The following is a 13,042-nucleotide window of genomic DNA, read 5'->3' as shown; positions in this document are numbered from 1 at the left end:
GGTCCTGTCCTGCCTGCTTCCAGGGATATTCCCGCACCTGCGCGCCACTTGGCGCGCATTGGCGTTCCCTCTTGCATTATGCTGTTTGATGCATCATGTTTCTTATAAGATATAGTGTCAAGCCCTTTCCTGTGGGCTGGCGAGGACGGGGCGGAGACGTAATGCAGGCTTTCAGCTTCGAGACTCTCGAACGCGAGAACCTCGGCGAAACGGTCTATTCCCGTGTCGCCGAAGCGCTGATCAAAGGGCGGTTCGCGCCGGATGCAAGGCTCACCATCCGCGACCTCGCGCAGTCGCTCGGAACCAGCGTGACGCCGGTCCGGGACGCCATCCTGCGGCTCATCCAGGACGAGGCGCTGGTGCAGAAATCGGCGCGCGAGGTGCGCGTTCCCATCATCACGCTGAGGCGCTATCGCGAAATCCGCCAGATCCGGCTGAAGCTCGAAGGGCTGGCCGCGCGGGAAGCCGCGCTCAAGGCGGCCGCCAAGGATGTCGAACATCTGCGCGGCCTTATTGCGTTGAACGAACGGGCGATCGCCGATAAAAACTGGACGGAGGGACTGGCGCTCAACCAGACCTTTCACTTCGCGCTCGCCGACATCGCCGATATGGTGGTGCTGCGCGGCATACTGAACCGGCTCTGGCTGCAGATGGGACCGCTGATCGCGGAATCATATCATGAGGGCGGCCGTGCCTTGATCGAGAACCATTATGCGGTGCTTGCGGCCGTCGAGAAACAGGATGCCGATGCCGCCGAGCGGGCGATTGTCGCCGACATAACGGAAGGTGGAAAAGTGATCCTCGAACGGCTCATCAGCAGGCACGACGTCAAGGCCGGAGCCGCCTGAGCATGGACCATGTCGACTGCATCGTCGCCGGCGCCGGCGTTGTTGGCCTTGCGATCGCGCGAGACATGGCGCGCCGCGGCATGGACACGCTGATCCTTGAGGCCGCGAACGCCATCGGCACCGGGACCAGCTCGCGCAACTCCGAGGTCATCCACGCCGGCATCTATTATCCCGTTGGATCGCTGAAGGCGCGCTTCTGCGTCGCCGGCCGCAACATGCTCTACCGCTATTGCGAGGAGCACGCGGTCCCCCACGCGCGCTGCGGCAAGCTGATCGTCGCCGCGAATGCCGATCAGGAGCCGGTTCTTGCCACCATCCGGGCCAATGCATCGGCTTGCGGCGTCGATGACCTCATGCCTCTGACCGCCGCCGAGGCGCTCGCATTGGAGCCCAGGCTACGCTGCACAGCGGCGCTGCTGTCGCCCTCCACCGGCATCATCGATAGCCATACGCTGATGCTCGCCTTGCTGGGCGACGCCGAGGAGCATGGCGCCGCACTCAGCCTCAACACAAGCATAGTCTCCGGTCGTGTCGAAAGTGGGGTCATCGTGCTCGACACGATCGACAGTACTAGCGGCGAGCGCTTTGAAATCGCAACCAAATCCTTCATCAATGCAGCCGGACTCGATGCCACGGCGCTTGCCCGATCGATCGACGGGCTCGATCCGCAATTCGTCCCGGAACTTCGCTATGCCAAGGGCAATTATTTCTCGGTCGCCGGCCGGGCTCCCTTCTCGCGGCTCATCTATCCCGTGCCCGAACCCGGCGGGCTCGGCGTGCATCTGACGCTCGATCTCGACGGTGTCGCCCGCTTCGGGCCGGACGTCGAATGGACGGATACGCTCGACTACCGCGTCGACCCTGCGCGCGGCGAACGCTTCTACAACGAGATCCGCAAATATTGGCCGGACCTTGCCGATGGCAGTCTGCAGCCGGCCTATAGCGGCATCCGGCCAAAGCTCTCGGGTCCCGGCGAGGCCAACGCCGATTTCGTCATCCAGGACGCTTCGGTCCACGGCATTGACGGGCTGGTCAACCTGTTCGGCATCGAAAGCCCCGGCCTGACCTCCAGCCTGGCGATCGCCGACCATGTCGCACAGCGCCTCACGCCGAGCCGGGCTCAAAATCCGGGCGCCAAATTTGCAGCCGGGTAGTGAGAGACATTGCCATGACCGGAACCACCCTCGCCGACATCTACCGGGACTATATCGCCTGTCTGAACAAGCAGGACTGGCCGCAGCTGGGACGGTTCGTTGATGACGACGCGATCCACAATGGCCGGCGGCTCGGCCTGTCAGGTTATCGCCAGATGCTGGAGAAAGACTTCGACGACATTCCGGACCTTTATTTCAATGTCCGGATGCTGATTGCCGACCCGCCTTACATAGCGAGCCGGATAGATTTCGACTGTTCGCCAAAGGCAACTTTCCTTGGCGTCCCCCTGAACGGCAAGCGCGTCTCCTTCTCGGAGAACGTGATCTATGAATTCCGCGACGGGAAGATCGTGCAAGTTTGGTCTGTCGTGGACAAGGCGGCTATCGAGGCCCAGCTTTAGATCCCATCGGATTTAGATGCCATGAGACCGGCGGTTTCTCCGCCATCGACGCTGATCACCGCGCCGTTGATGAAGCTTGCAGGAGCCGACATCAGCCAGGCCACCGTCTCGGCCACGTCTTCGGGCGTGCCGAGGCGGCCGACCGGAATGCGGCTTTCCAGCGCTTGCCGGCGGCCTGGAATGCCGAGCGTATTGGCCATCATCTGCGTGGTGATCTGGCCGGGACACAGCGTATTGAAACGAACCTGCGCGCCATATTCCAGTGCCAGCGCCTGCGCGAGACCGATGAGTGCCGCCTTGGACGCGGTATAGATCGCCAGGCCTTGCTCGCCGACGAGGCCGGCGACCGACGATATCATCACCACCGAGCCACGGCCGGCGCGCAGCCCAGCCAGCGCGTGGCGGGTGAACAGATAGGCCGAGGTCGTGTTGGCGGTCATCGTCCGCTGCCAGTCGGCAAGCGTGGTCTGGTCGAAGGCGAGCCTGGCGCCTGTTCCGGCATTATTGACCAATCCGGCGATACGGCCCTTGCCGATCTCCAAAGCCATGGCGACGGCGCGTTGGCAGTCGGGCTCACTGGTGGCGTCGCCAGCGGCGAATACCGCCTGCGGAACCGCGTCCATCACCGCTTGAGCGGCATCCCGGTCGCGCCCGGTGAAGACGACGCGCGACCCGTCGGCAGCGAGCCGACTGACGCAGGCAGCACCGATGCCACGCGTGCCGCCCGTCACCAGGAAGACGCGTTCCGCCGTACTCACGGCGTGTAGTCGACCGGGGTGGAGAGCCAGCCGGCATCATGCCTGGCCCAATAGAGGTCGTGGATGCGGCTGGTGATAGGCCCGGGCTTGCCATTGCCGTAGATGCGGCCGTCGAGCACCGTCACCGGCATGATGCCGCCCGCCGAACTGGTGATGAATATCTCGTCGGCATCGCGCAATTCCTCGATGGCGAGCGGACGCAGTTCGCAGCCGACACCGGCCTCCGCGGCCAGTTCGATCACGCTGCGGCGCGTCATGCCTTCGAACACGCCGCGGTCGGGCGTCGTGATGACATCGTCCTTCACGGCAAAGACGTTGAACCCGGCACCCTCGGTCACATGCCCTTGCCCGTCGGTGAGCACCGCAACGGTGGCGTCCTTGTCATAAGCCTCGAAGATACCCATGGTGAGGTCGAGCCAATGAAAATTCTTGAGGCGTGGATCGACTGATTCCGGGGGGATCCGCTGCACGGAACTCACCACCATCTTCAGCCCGTCACGGCGCTGCTCGTCATTGGCGATCCACACGAAAGGCTGGGCGAAGGCATAGAAGCGGTTCTCGCAGAGCCTGGGGTCGCGGGTTCCGCGCGGCGGCACGCCGCGCGTGCAGGTCATCTGCACATAGGCGTCACGCAGCCCGCTGCGGCGAACGCATTCGACCAGGATTGCGGTGATCTCGGTCGAGGAATAGGGCAGGCTCATGCGCAGGCCGCGCATCGAGGCCTGGAAGCGTTCGATATGGTCGTCGAGCCGGAAGAAACGCCCCTTCCACACATGGGTGACGTCATAGGTCGCATCGGAGCGCACGAAACCGCGGTCGGTGAGCGGAATGGTGGCCTCAGCCAGCGGCACATAGGCTCCATTGACGAAGGCAATTCCATCGGCTGGATCGTGGGATATCCTGTCGTTCATGCAAACCTCCGCTGTGCAATTCACTTAGACGCATTCGCGCGTTTTGCGTCTCAAATATCGAGACTGGCTCGCGTGTCCTCGATCGCCAAGGCGAGAGCACGGACGAGTTCGTCCAGTTGCTCGGGTTCGACGATGTAGGGCGGACAAAGCGCCAGCACGTCGCCCATGTTGCGCAGGATGATGCCGCGCGCGCGGCAGGCGCGCTCCACTCGCGCACCCACCTTCGCCTCGGCCGGAAAGCTCTGCCTGGTCCGCCGGTCGGCAACAAGCTCGACACCGGCGATCAGGCCGATGCCACGGATCTCGCCCACCATGGGGTGATCGGCAAGCGCCTCGCGCAACGCCGCATGCATATGCGCGCCGAGCGTGCGCGCACGCCCGACCACATCGATCTCATGGTAGATCCGCAGCGCCTCCGCCGCCACCGCCGAGGTGACGGGGTGGCCCGAATAGGTGAAGCCGTGGCCGAAGCCGCCATTGCGATGTCCCTCATCGGCAATCGCCTGGTAGAGCCTGTCCGACACGACCACCGCCGCGATCGGCAGATAGCCCGACGACAGGCCCTTGGCGACAGAGAACATGTCCGGCACGAAGTCGAAGGTCTGGCTGCCGAACCAGTTGCCGGTGCGGCCGAAGCCGCAGACGACTTCATCGGCCAAAAGCAGTATGTCGTATCGGTCGAGCAGCTGGCGCAGCCTGGCAAAATAGCCTCGCGGCGGCACGATGACGCCGCCCGCCGCCATGATGGGTTCGGCGATCATGGCGGCGATGGTCTCAGGGCCGGCCTTGAGGATCATCGCCTCCAGCTCGTGGATCAGGCGATCGGCAAAGTCGTCCTCGCTCTCGCCTTCACGTCCTTCCCGATAGAGATGCGGCTTGGTGGCATAGAGGATGTCGTCGCTGCTCGTGCCGAATGAGCGATGCATATGCGGCAGGCCGCTGAGCAGCGCGCCCATCACGGTGCTGCCATGGAAGGCGCCCTGGCGGCTGATGATGCGTCGCTTCTGCGGCATGCCACGTGCCGCCTGATAGTACCAGGCCAGCCGGATCATGGAATCATTCGCCTCGGAACCGGAATTGGCGAAGAAGATCTTGCACGGCGCCAGCGGCGAAATCGCCGCGATCTGTTCCATCAGGTCGATGCAGGCTTCGTTCGAGCGATGGTTGAAGGTGTGATAGTTTGCCAGCCTGGCGAACTGGGCGCCGGCAGCCGCTGCAAGCCTGGCGTCGTTGAAGCCAAGCGATGCGGTCCACAGGCCCGCCATACCTTCGATATAGCGCTTGCCAGTATCGTCTTCGACATACACGCCGTCGCCACTCGAAATGACGAAGGGGCCCTCCAGTTCATGCCGCCGCGGGTCGGTCTGCGAATGCAGATGCAGGCTCATGTCGATGGCACGGGCCGAATTGTGGAGCATGTCCTCAGTCCTGCGGCAGACGATTTAGGTTGCGGATTCACTCAGTATCTTATAACTTATAAGTTGTCGAGTGTCGGTTCGGATCAGGAGGAGAAGAAGGCATGGCGTCCTCAGGCGCAGAACGGTGGCCGAGCAACAGTCCGGGCGGCCGGATCTCGGACGAACAGGCGGCCCGTCTGCGCGAGCGGGCACGCTTCGTGCGGCTCGAGACGATTCGCCTGATCTCGATCGCCAAGGTCGGCCATTATTCGTCGGTGTTCTCCTGCGCCGAGATCTTTTCGGTCCTCTACTACGACACGATGAAGCTCAGGCAGGGCGAACCGGCCTGGCCCGACCGCGACCGTTTCCTGATGGGCAAGGGCCATGCCGCCGTCGGCCAGTTTCCGATCCTTGCCGATCTCGGCTACTTCGACAAATCCTGGCTCGACGATTACACGCGGCTCGGCAGCCCGCTCGGCGATCATCCCGACATGCGCAAGGTGCCGGGCGTCGACTTCAGTTCGGGCTCGATCGGCCATGCGCTGTCGAATGGCGTCGGCATGGCTTTGGGCGGCCGCTTCCAGAACCAGGCCTTCAATGTCTTCGTCCTGCTCGGCGACGGCGAGATGCAGGAAGGACAGGTCTGGGAGGCGGCGCTGAGCGCCGCCAGCCATCGTCTGAGCAAGATCGTCGCCATCGTCGACCGCAACGGCTACCAGCTCGACGGCAGGGTCGACGATGTGGTGGCGATCGAGCCGCTCGACGAGAAATGGCGCGCCTTCGGCTGGGAGGTGCATGAGGTCGACGGCCACGACGTCGCAGCACTCGCCAATTTGCTGCGCGCCGTAAAAGCCGACAGCGCGCGCGAAAAACCGTGCTGCATCATCGCCAAAACGGTCAAGGGCAAGGGCATCGACTACATGGAGACCGAGCCCGGCTGGCATCTTGGCTATCTCGCGCCCGAGGACGAAAAGCTGGCCCGCGAAACCATCCTTGCAGGTGCGCAATGAACCGCGCCCTCAACCCGGAGTCCTGGCAATATCGCGAGCTCAACAAACGCGCGCCCTCGCTCGCCACCCTCGCCAACACGCTAATCGAGCTGGCGGAGGCCGGCCATCCGGTGGTCGCCGGCACCGCCGACTTGCAGCACTCCAACGGCCTGATCGGCTTTGCCCGGCGCTTTCCCGAGCGCTTCACCCAGTTCGGCATCTCCGAGCAGAACATGGTCTCGGCCGCCGCCGGCATGGCCACCACCGGCGTCATGCCCTATGTCGCGACCTTCGCCTCCTTCCTGGCGCTGCTGTGCTGCGAACAGATCCGCATGGATGTCGCCTATTGCGCCCAGCCGGTCCGCCTCATCGGGCACCACACCGGCATCTCGCTCGGCTTCTATGGCACGTCGCATCACGCCACCGAGGACATCGCCATCATGCGTTCGATCGCCGACCTGACCGTGGTGTCGCCCGCCGACGGGCCGCAATTCGCCGCCGCGCTGCGCGCTTCGGTGCATCATCCGCAGCCGATCTATTTCCGCATCGCCCGCGGCCATGATCCGGTTGTCTACGCCGATGACGCGCCGTTCGAATTCGGCAAGGCCGTCGTCCACGGCATCGGTTCCGATCTCACCATCATCGCCTGCGGCATGCCGGTCCATCCGGCCAAGGCGGCGATGGAAGCTCTGAATGGACGAGGCCATTCCGTCGGTCTGATCGACATGCACACGATCAAGCCGCTCGACCGCGAGGCGGTCGTGGCGGCGGCGCGCAAATCGCGCATCGTACTCACGGTGGAGGAACACAATGTGCTGGGCGGTCTCGGTGGCGCGGTGGCAGAAGTCATGGCCGAGGAAGGCGGCGGCGCACGGCTTGTGCGCCATGGCATCAAGGACGAGTTCAGCCTGATCGCACCACCGACCCATCTCTACAGGCACTATCAACTCGACGCCGCCGGCATCGAAAGCGTTGCACAGTCTTTGCTCGCATAAACAAAAGGAAAAACGCGTCTATTGGCTGTATCTTGTCGAATCAGTGCCGATGCCTAAAGCAAGGATGTCGAGGAGAACGACGCCGTGAACATTCAGCCGCTCGAACAGGGCAATCTTTCGGCGCGCGCCTATGTTGCGCTTCGCGAGGGATTGATCGCGGGCCAGTTCCGGCCCGGCCAGAGGCTGGTAATGCAGGATCTGGCCGACCGGCTCGGCACCAGCGTCACCCCTGCCCGCGAGGCTTGCCTGCGGCTGGTCAGCGAACGCGGCCTCGAACTGCGCTCGGGCCGTTTTGTCACCGTTCCCGCCCTGACGCTGGCGCGCTACATGGAAGTGCGCACCATCCGGCTCTCGCTGGAGGGCCTGGCGGCCGGCCTTGCCGCCGAGCACGCCACCCCTGAGGATGTCGACAAGCTTACCGGCATCCAGAAGCTCTTCGAGAAGGCCGACCGGGCCGGCGACCCCGACCAGTCCTTCCGCTACAACAGGGACTTCCATTTCACCGTCTACCGGCTTTCCCGCATGGAAATGCTGGTCGCCCACATTGAGAGCCTGTGGGTCTCGATGGGGCCGATGCTCACCGTCTTCTTCAACGAAGGCGAGCATAAATATGTCGGCGCCGCCGAACATGAGCGGGTGATAGAGGGGCTGCGCGACAAGGATTCCGCAAAGGCCCGCACCGCCATGGAGCGAGACCTGATCCTCGGTGGCGAGGATTTCCTGCGCTTCCTGCGCGCCCACGAGGAATTCGTCGTGGCTTGAGGCTGGAGCGCCTGCATCGCCAGCATTTTCAACAGCTTGCAGCGCCGCTTTGAATCAAGATTTCATCTGCCGCTGGTTCAGACCGGCGTCGTCGCCTGCCTCCGTCACCATCGAAGCCGCCCGCAGTCAACGAGCGGCACATGACTGCCATGCCCATTATGGCAGAGCCCTGATGGCCTTTTCCGCGACGGAGGGGAACCATAGTCCGGCGCGGCGGTTGTGTGGTCACCAGGATGGTCCTCCTCGAGCAAAACGGAAGGAAAGATCATGCGCATGTTGACGACGATCGCCGCCCTTTCGGGATTGGCCCTGGCGCAGCCGATCCACGCGCAATCCCTCGACCCGCTCCCGCAAATCGACCCCCCGGCCCAGGGAATCGTGCCTGATCAGACGCCGCCTGGCGAAACGCCGCCTGGCCAGGGTTTTTCCGATCAGAATTTCACCGGTATCGCGATCATCGCTCTCGAGGATCTGCCCCCGGAACTCAAGACGCAGGCCGAGGCGGTGATTACCCAGACCAGCGCCGAGGATCTGCATGTCCTGCAAAGCTCGATCGATGCATCGCCGCAGGCGACATCGGCGCTGGCGGCTAACGGGCTCAACTCCTCGCAGGTTATCGCCGCCAACGTCGATGGCGATGGCACCTTGACGCTGATCATTCAGACAACGACCTGAAAAGCAGCCCCGGGCGTGCCGGACCGGACCGCCCGGCTTCGGCCGCGAAAAACATAGCATCGCGGAGGATCGCCATGGCCGAGGCAGCAGTTCGCAACTTCACCCTCAACTTCGGGCCGCAGCACCCTTCTGCCCACGGTGTGCTGCGGCTGGTGCTCGAACTGGACGGCGAGATCGTCGACCGCGCCGATCCCCATATCGGCCTGCTCCACCGCGGCACGGAAAAACTCATCGAGTACAAGAACTATTTGCAGGCCCTGCCCTATTTCGACCGGCTCGATTATGTCGCGCCGATGAACCAGGAACATGCGTTCTGCCTTGCCGCCGAGAAGCTGCTCGAAATATCGGTGCCCCGGCGAGGGCAGCTCATCCGCGTCCTGTTCTGCGAGATCGGCCGGCTCCTGTCGCATCTCCTCAACGTCACCACGCAGGCCATGGATATCGGCGCGCTGACCCCACCGCTGTGGGGCTTCGCCGAGCGCGAGAAATTAATGGTCTTCTACGAGCGCGCCTCCGGCGCCCGCATGCATGCCAATTATTTCAGAGTCGGCGGCGTGCACCAGGACCTGCCTCCGCGGCTTCTGGACGACATGTGGGATTTCTGCGAACCGTTCCTCAAGGTCTGCGACAATCTTGAGGACCTGCTCACCGGCAACCGCATTTTCAAGCAGCGCAATGTCGATGTCGGCGTCATCGCTCTCGACGACGCCTGGGCCTGGGGCTTCTCCGGCGTGATGGTGCGCGGATCCGGCGCGCAATGGGATTTGCGCAAGGCGCAGCCCTATGAATGCTACCCCGAAATGGATTTCGACATTCCCGTCGGCAAGAACGGCGACTGCTACGATCGCTACCTCGTCCGCATGGAGGAAATGCGCCAGTCGGTCCGCATTATGAAGCAATGTCTGGAAAAACTGCGCTCGCCGCAAGGCAGCGGACCGGTCGCGATCCCGAGCCAGAAGATCACGCCGCCGCCGCGCGCGAAAATGAAACGCTCGATGGAAGCGACCATCCACCATTTCAAACTCTATACGGAGGGTGTTCGTGTGCCCGCCGGAGAGGTCTACGCGGCGGTGGAGGCGCCGAAAGGAGAATTCGGCGTCTATCTGGTTTCAAACGGAAGCAATACTCCCTACCGATGCAAGATACGCGCGCCGTCCTTTGCCCATTTGCAGGCGATGGATTTTCTGTCGCGCGGGCATATGATCGCCGATGTCGCGGCGATCATCGGATCGCTTGATATCGTGTTCGGCGAGATCGACCGCTGACCGATGCTTCAGATTTCAAGCAGGGCGTAGGGACGGCCGGTCGGCTTCGCCACGTGCATGGCGACATTGTATACCCGGGCACCGCCCGGCGTGCGACCTTCATAGACACCGCGATGCGCGTGACCGTGGACTACGGCGCTGACCTGGAACCGGTCGATCGTCTCCGCCAGGCGCGACGAGCCCAGGAAAGGGAAAATTTCCAGCGGCTCGCCGGCGATGGTCTCGGCAATCGGCGCATAGTGCAGGACGACGACTGTACGCGCGGTACGGACCTGCCGCATGGCATTCTCGAGCCGCATCGACTCGCTGACGCTCTCAGCAACCATAGCCTTGATCGCCGGCTCGCCAAAGGAGCCAAGCATGCGAGAGCCAAAGCCACCCACGAAGCCCTTTACTCCGACGAAGCCGACATCGCTGATTTCCGTCGTTTGGCCATCGAGGAGATTAACGCCTGCCTGCTTGAGGATGGCGGTGACGTCATCGATCGCGCCGGATTCATAGTCGTGGTTGCCAAGTACAGCGACAACCGGAATCGTGCAGGCGCGCAGATCCTCCGCTAGGACTTCGGCTTCGCTGGGCTTGCCGAGGTTGGTGAGATCCCCGGCCAGCACGAGAATGTCGGCTTCGCGCGAGACCTCGCCGAACAGATCGCGGCAGGATCCCTGGGCGTCTTCCTTCACATGCAGGTCACCGACGGCGGCAATCTTGACGGCGCCGTCGCTCCCGATCGCTGACGCCGCAACCTTGCTGTCCTCAGTCATCGCGAAACTCACCGGCTCCGCCGACACCGGCAAAGCCCCATTCCTTGACGTCGATCTCGTAGTCGGTCTGCGAAAGCAGGCGCCCGCGGCAGATCTTCGTGCGGGGAGAGGGCAGCTCCCTTTGCTTGGCGAGCCGATCAAGCAACTCGTCGAGCAGCCAGGCCGGAACATGACCGCGCTCGCTCGGATAGATCCATCGAAAATTCAAAAGCTGCATCAAAAGCACCTCCCAATGGACTTCCAGGTAGGAAAGCAGCCGGTGCCAGTCGATCTGATCCCGAGCCTTGAGGATGGTGTGGGCGATATCCGCCCCGTCATGGCGGCCTCGATCCTGGATGAAGCATTTGGACCAGATAAGCTCTGTCGGACCGACAATCCTCACCCGGCTGCCGAGCAGCTCGATTTGCCGGGCGTGCTCCAGCCACTGGTCGCTGACAGGCATGGTTCCGTTGGCCGAAGCGAATATGACATCGAAGAAGTGCGTGCTCTTGAAGACTTTCCCAAGCCATCGATCGTCCACGATCTCGACGGCATAGCCGGCCTGCTTGAAATGAGCGAGAATACGGGCGTGATCGCCTGCCTTGCAGAAAATGTCGAGATCTTTGGTCTGCCGCACGATGCCAGTATAAGCGCTCACCGCGTAGGTACCGGCAACCAGGAAGGGAATGTCCGTCGCGGCGAGCTCGCGGATCGCCTTGGTGTAAAAGACCTCCGCTTCGGCATGCTGGAGCGTCGGCGCCGCCTTTGGATTGATCGTCGGGACGGATGCCGGAATGACACCTTCCGGTGTAGGATCTTCGGTCATGACACCGTGGCTCCGAGGCCCAGCAAAACTGCGACTGTCCGTCCTTAACAAAGCCGTCGCCGCATGGTTCCGTTGCCGGCATCATGCAGGCGCACTGGGGCTGGCAAAACTGCAAAGGAATGAAGCCGGAGCCTTCCCGCCATTGGCGAGTTGAGGATACCAAAAGCCCCGGCACGAGGTGACCATGGCGGATGAGCTCAAAGCGGTACGAGTGAGGATCGACGGAAGGGTGCAAGGCGTATCCTTTCGCGTATGGACACGCACCGAAGCCGAAAAGCTCGGCCTTACCGGATGGGTCCGCAACGAAGACGACGGATCCGTAACGGCACTGGTGGTCGGGGCCGAGGGCGCGGTTTCGACGATGATGGACCGGTTCCGGAAAGGCCCGAGCGGGGCGTCGGTCTCCAGCGTGACATCGCGGGACGTCGATCCCGCCCTGGAGCCTGACGGATTCAGGATCATCGGCTAGCAGGGCACGGAACAAGCCCAAGAGGCGGTGAAATCATCTCGCCGCCTCTATCGTTCAACAAATCGACCGCCACACAGAGTGTCAATATCCGCTGCGTGCGCAATCCCAGCCTCAATACGCGAACGTTCCCCGCAGCCAGGCGAGGAAACCATGCCGCTCGGACATCGCCGCACGCACGCGAGAGGCAGCCCATCGCGCCCTTATCGTGGCGCCGACATGACAATGGCAGACGATGTCGTGCAACTGCCAGTCGGTCAGCTCGAAGAAGCGCCTGGCTTCACCGTAGGTGTCATCCTTCAAGCCCTGCGCGCGAAAAATCGGATCCTCCAAGGCAACCGTGATCGGTGAGCCGTCATATCGCATCATTTCGCGTATTTCAGCGGGTTTGTATTCGGTGCCCGGGAGCGCTTCCAGGCGCCGATCGGGATTTTGCTCCAGAAGCTTCGCCCAGCGTTCGAGACGTTGGCTCCTGGTCTCCACGAGATATGTTGCTTCAGCGTGAACGTCGGCAACGGCATGCAGTTGGTCAAGTGTCTGGTGCTTCACGGCCGCCTCCTATTCAGCAGGTGAATTTGCCTGGGCCATCAATGGAATCCGCCCTCAATGGAATTATGGCACTGCATGAGGTCGGCAAGGCCCGCATGCACGGACTTTTCGATCACACGTCCCGAGGTTGCCATCTTGCCATGAGCGCGCCCAATCCCCGCAGGATCGTCAGTGGCTCACAGCGGAACCATAGGCAGGCGTGGTCGTTCTGCTGCATCAGCGGCAGAGCGACAACCTGGTGCGGCGAATCCGAAAAATTCGCGTTCTGCCGACGTCGATGACGCGCCAGGGCAGAGAGCGCCGAGC

General features: G+C 62.8%; 15 protein-coding genes. 9 read left to right on the top strand and 6 right to left on the bottom strand.

All coding sequences use genetic code 11. The annotated features are described in order from the left end of the window. Positions 1–161 precede the first annotated feature (161 nt). From AC0L2H_RS10575 to AC0L2H_RS10565, 3 genes are read left to right on the top strand one after another with little or no spacing between them, the layout of a single operon-like run. On the top strand, positions 162–848 hold the full coding sequence (locus AC0L2H_RS10575; protein ID WP_473590140.1) for a GntR family transcriptional regulator: 687 nt from the start codon (positions 162–164) through the stop codon (positions 846–848). Positions 849–850: 2 nt separating this feature from the next. Further along, positions 851–2,002: an NAD(P)/FAD-dependent oxidoreductase gene (locus tag AC0L2H_RS10570; protein WP_473590139.1), complete on the top strand. Its 1,152-nt coding sequence runs from the start codon at positions 851–853 to the stop codon at positions 2,000–2,002. A 14-nt stretch (positions 2,003–2,016) separates the two neighbouring features. Then, on the top strand, positions 2,017–2,403 hold the full coding sequence (locus AC0L2H_RS10565) for an ester cyclase (protein WP_473590138.1): 387 nt from the start codon (positions 2,017–2,019) through the stop codon (positions 2,401–2,403). On the opposite strand, the gene AC0L2H_RS10560 is transcribed toward AC0L2H_RS10565, so the two are convergent. The 3 genes from AC0L2H_RS10560 to AC0L2H_RS10550 are packed head-to-tail and all read right to left on the bottom strand — an operon-like array spanning position 2,400 to position 5,490. Beyond that, positions 2,400–3,161: an SDR family NAD(P)-dependent oxidoreductase gene (locus AC0L2H_RS10560; RefSeq protein WP_473590137.1), complete on the bottom strand. Its 762-nt coding sequence runs from the start codon at positions 3,159–3,161 to the stop codon at positions 2,400–2,402. The two genes, AC0L2H_RS10565 and AC0L2H_RS10560, sit on opposite strands and share 4 nt — an antisense overlap. Next, positions 3,158–4,072, bottom strand: coding sequence for an aminotransferase class IV (locus AC0L2H_RS10555; RefSeq protein ID WP_473590136.1), 915 nt, complete (start codon positions 4,070–4,072; stop codon positions 3,158–3,160). The genes AC0L2H_RS10560 and AC0L2H_RS10555 overlap by 4 nt, the downstream gene beginning before the upstream one ends. Before the next feature lie 50 nt (positions 4,073–4,122). Further along, positions 4,123–5,490 (bottom strand): aminotransferase, encoded by a 1,368-nt coding sequence (locus tag AC0L2H_RS10550; RefSeq protein WP_473590135.1) that lies wholly within the window; start codon positions 5,488–5,490, stop codon positions 4,123–4,125. A 101-nt stretch (positions 5,491–5,591) separates the two neighbouring features. Between AC0L2H_RS10550 and AC0L2H_RS10545 the strand changes: the two genes are divergently transcribed. The 5 genes from AC0L2H_RS10545 to AC0L2H_RS10525 all read left to right on the top strand — a co-directional run bounded on the left by AC0L2H_RS10545 (position 5,592) and on the right by AC0L2H_RS10525 (position 10,155). After that, positions 5,592–6,479: a transketolase gene (locus tag AC0L2H_RS10545; RefSeq protein ID WP_473590134.1), complete on the top strand. Its 888-nt coding sequence runs from the start codon at positions 5,592–5,594 to the stop codon at positions 6,477–6,479. Further along, positions 6,476–7,453, top strand: coding sequence for a transketolase family protein (locus AC0L2H_RS10540; protein WP_473590133.1), 978 nt, complete (start codon positions 6,476–6,478; stop codon positions 7,451–7,453). Before AC0L2H_RS10545 ends, AC0L2H_RS10540 begins: the two co-directional genes overlap by 4 nt. An 84-nt stretch (positions 7,454–7,537) precedes the next feature. Beyond that, the gene (locus AC0L2H_RS10535) at positions 7,538–8,215 is read left to right on the top strand and encodes a GntR family transcriptional regulator (protein WP_473590132.1); all 678 of its coding nucleotides are present in this window, start codon (positions 7,538–7,540) and stop codon (positions 8,213–8,215) included. 267 nt (positions 8,216–8,482) lie between these two features. Beyond that, positions 8,483–8,890: a hypothetical protein gene (locus AC0L2H_RS10530; protein WP_473590131.1), complete on the top strand. Its 408-nt coding sequence runs from the start codon at positions 8,483–8,485 to the stop codon at positions 8,888–8,890. A 74-nt stretch (positions 8,891–8,964) separates the two neighbouring features. Further along, positions 8,965–10,155, top strand: coding sequence for an NADH-quinone oxidoreductase subunit D (locus tag AC0L2H_RS10525; protein ID WP_473590130.1), 1,191 nt, complete (start codon positions 8,965–8,967; stop codon positions 10,153–10,155). A gap of 8 nt (positions 10,156–10,163) precedes the next feature. Here the strand turns inward: AC0L2H_RS10525 and AC0L2H_RS10520 are convergent, their stop codons facing one another. Next, a complete protein-coding gene (locus tag AC0L2H_RS10520; RefSeq protein ID WP_473590370.1) occupies positions 10,164–10,916 on the bottom strand; it encodes a metallophosphoesterase family protein in 753 nt (250 codons plus the stop codon). Beyond that, on the bottom strand, positions 10,909–11,721 hold the full coding sequence (locus AC0L2H_RS10515; protein WP_473590129.1) for a nucleotidyltransferase domain-containing protein: 813 nt from the start codon (positions 11,719–11,721) through the stop codon (positions 10,909–10,911). Before AC0L2H_RS10515 ends, AC0L2H_RS10520 begins: the two co-directional genes overlap by 8 nt. A 184-nt stretch (positions 11,722–11,905) precedes the next feature. Here AC0L2H_RS10515 and AC0L2H_RS10510 point away from each other — a divergent pair, with 184 nt between their 5' ends. Continuing rightward, positions 11,906–12,190 carry an acylphosphatase gene (locus tag AC0L2H_RS10510; RefSeq protein ID WP_473590128.1) on the top strand — a complete coding sequence of 95 codons (285 nt, stop codon included), beginning with the start codon at positions 11,906–11,908 and terminating at the stop codon, positions 12,188–12,190. A 111-nt stretch (positions 12,191–12,301) separates the two neighbouring features. Here the strand turns inward: AC0L2H_RS10510 and AC0L2H_RS10505 are convergent, their stop codons facing one another. Next, positions 12,302–12,736 (bottom strand): hypothetical protein, encoded by a 435-nt coding sequence (locus AC0L2H_RS10505; RefSeq protein WP_473590127.1) that lies wholly within the window; start codon positions 12,734–12,736, stop codon positions 12,302–12,304. Between the last annotated feature and the right edge of the window lie 306 nt (positions 12,737–13,042).

The organism is Mesorhizobium sp. WSM4871 (genome assembly GCF_055811295.1).
Note: the sequence above shows the minus strand (reverse complement) of the source record. Positions and strands in the feature narration are given on the sequence as shown.

Coding starts and splice junctions, on each gene's coding strand:
- AC0L2H_RS10575 (WP_473590140.1), top strand. CDS start 162: ATGCAGGCTTTCAGCTTCGAGACTCTCGAACGCGAGAACCTCGGCGAA.
- AC0L2H_RS10570 (WP_473590139.1), top strand. CDS start 851: ATGGACCATGTCGACTGCATCGTCGCCGGCGCCGGCGTTGTTGGCCTT.
- AC0L2H_RS10565 (WP_473590138.1), top strand. CDS start 2,017: ATGACCGGAACCACCCTCGCCGACATCTACCGGGACTATATCGCCTGT.
- AC0L2H_RS10555 (WP_473590136.1), bottom strand. CDS start 4,072: ATGAACGACAGGATATCCCACGATCCAGCCGATGGAATTGCCTTCGTC.
- AC0L2H_RS10550 (WP_473590135.1), bottom strand. CDS start 5,490: ATGCTCCACAATTCGGCCCGTGCCATCGACATGAGCCTGCATCTGCAT.
- AC0L2H_RS10545 (WP_473590134.1), top strand. CDS start 5,592: ATGGCGTCCTCAGGCGCAGAACGGTGGCCGAGCAACAGTCCGGGCGGC.
- AC0L2H_RS10540 (WP_473590133.1), top strand. CDS start 6,476: ATGAACCGCGCCCTCAACCCGGAGTCCTGGCAATATCGCGAGCTCAAC.
- AC0L2H_RS10530 (WP_473590131.1), top strand. CDS start 8,483: ATGCGCATGTTGACGACGATCGCCGCCCTTTCGGGATTGGCCCTGGCG.
- AC0L2H_RS10525 (WP_473590130.1), top strand. CDS start 8,965: ATGGCCGAGGCAGCAGTTCGCAACTTCACCCTCAACTTCGGGCCGCAG.
- AC0L2H_RS10520 (WP_473590370.1), bottom strand. CDS start 10,916: ATGACTGAGGACAGCAAGGTTGCGGCGTCAGCGATCGGGAGCGACGGC.
- AC0L2H_RS10515 (WP_473590129.1), bottom strand. CDS start 11,721: ATGACCGAAGATCCTACACCGGAAGGTGTCATTCCGGCATCCGTCCCG.
- AC0L2H_RS10510 (WP_473590128.1), top strand. CDS start 11,906: ATGGCGGATGAGCTCAAAGCGGTACGAGTGAGGATCGACGGAAGGGTG.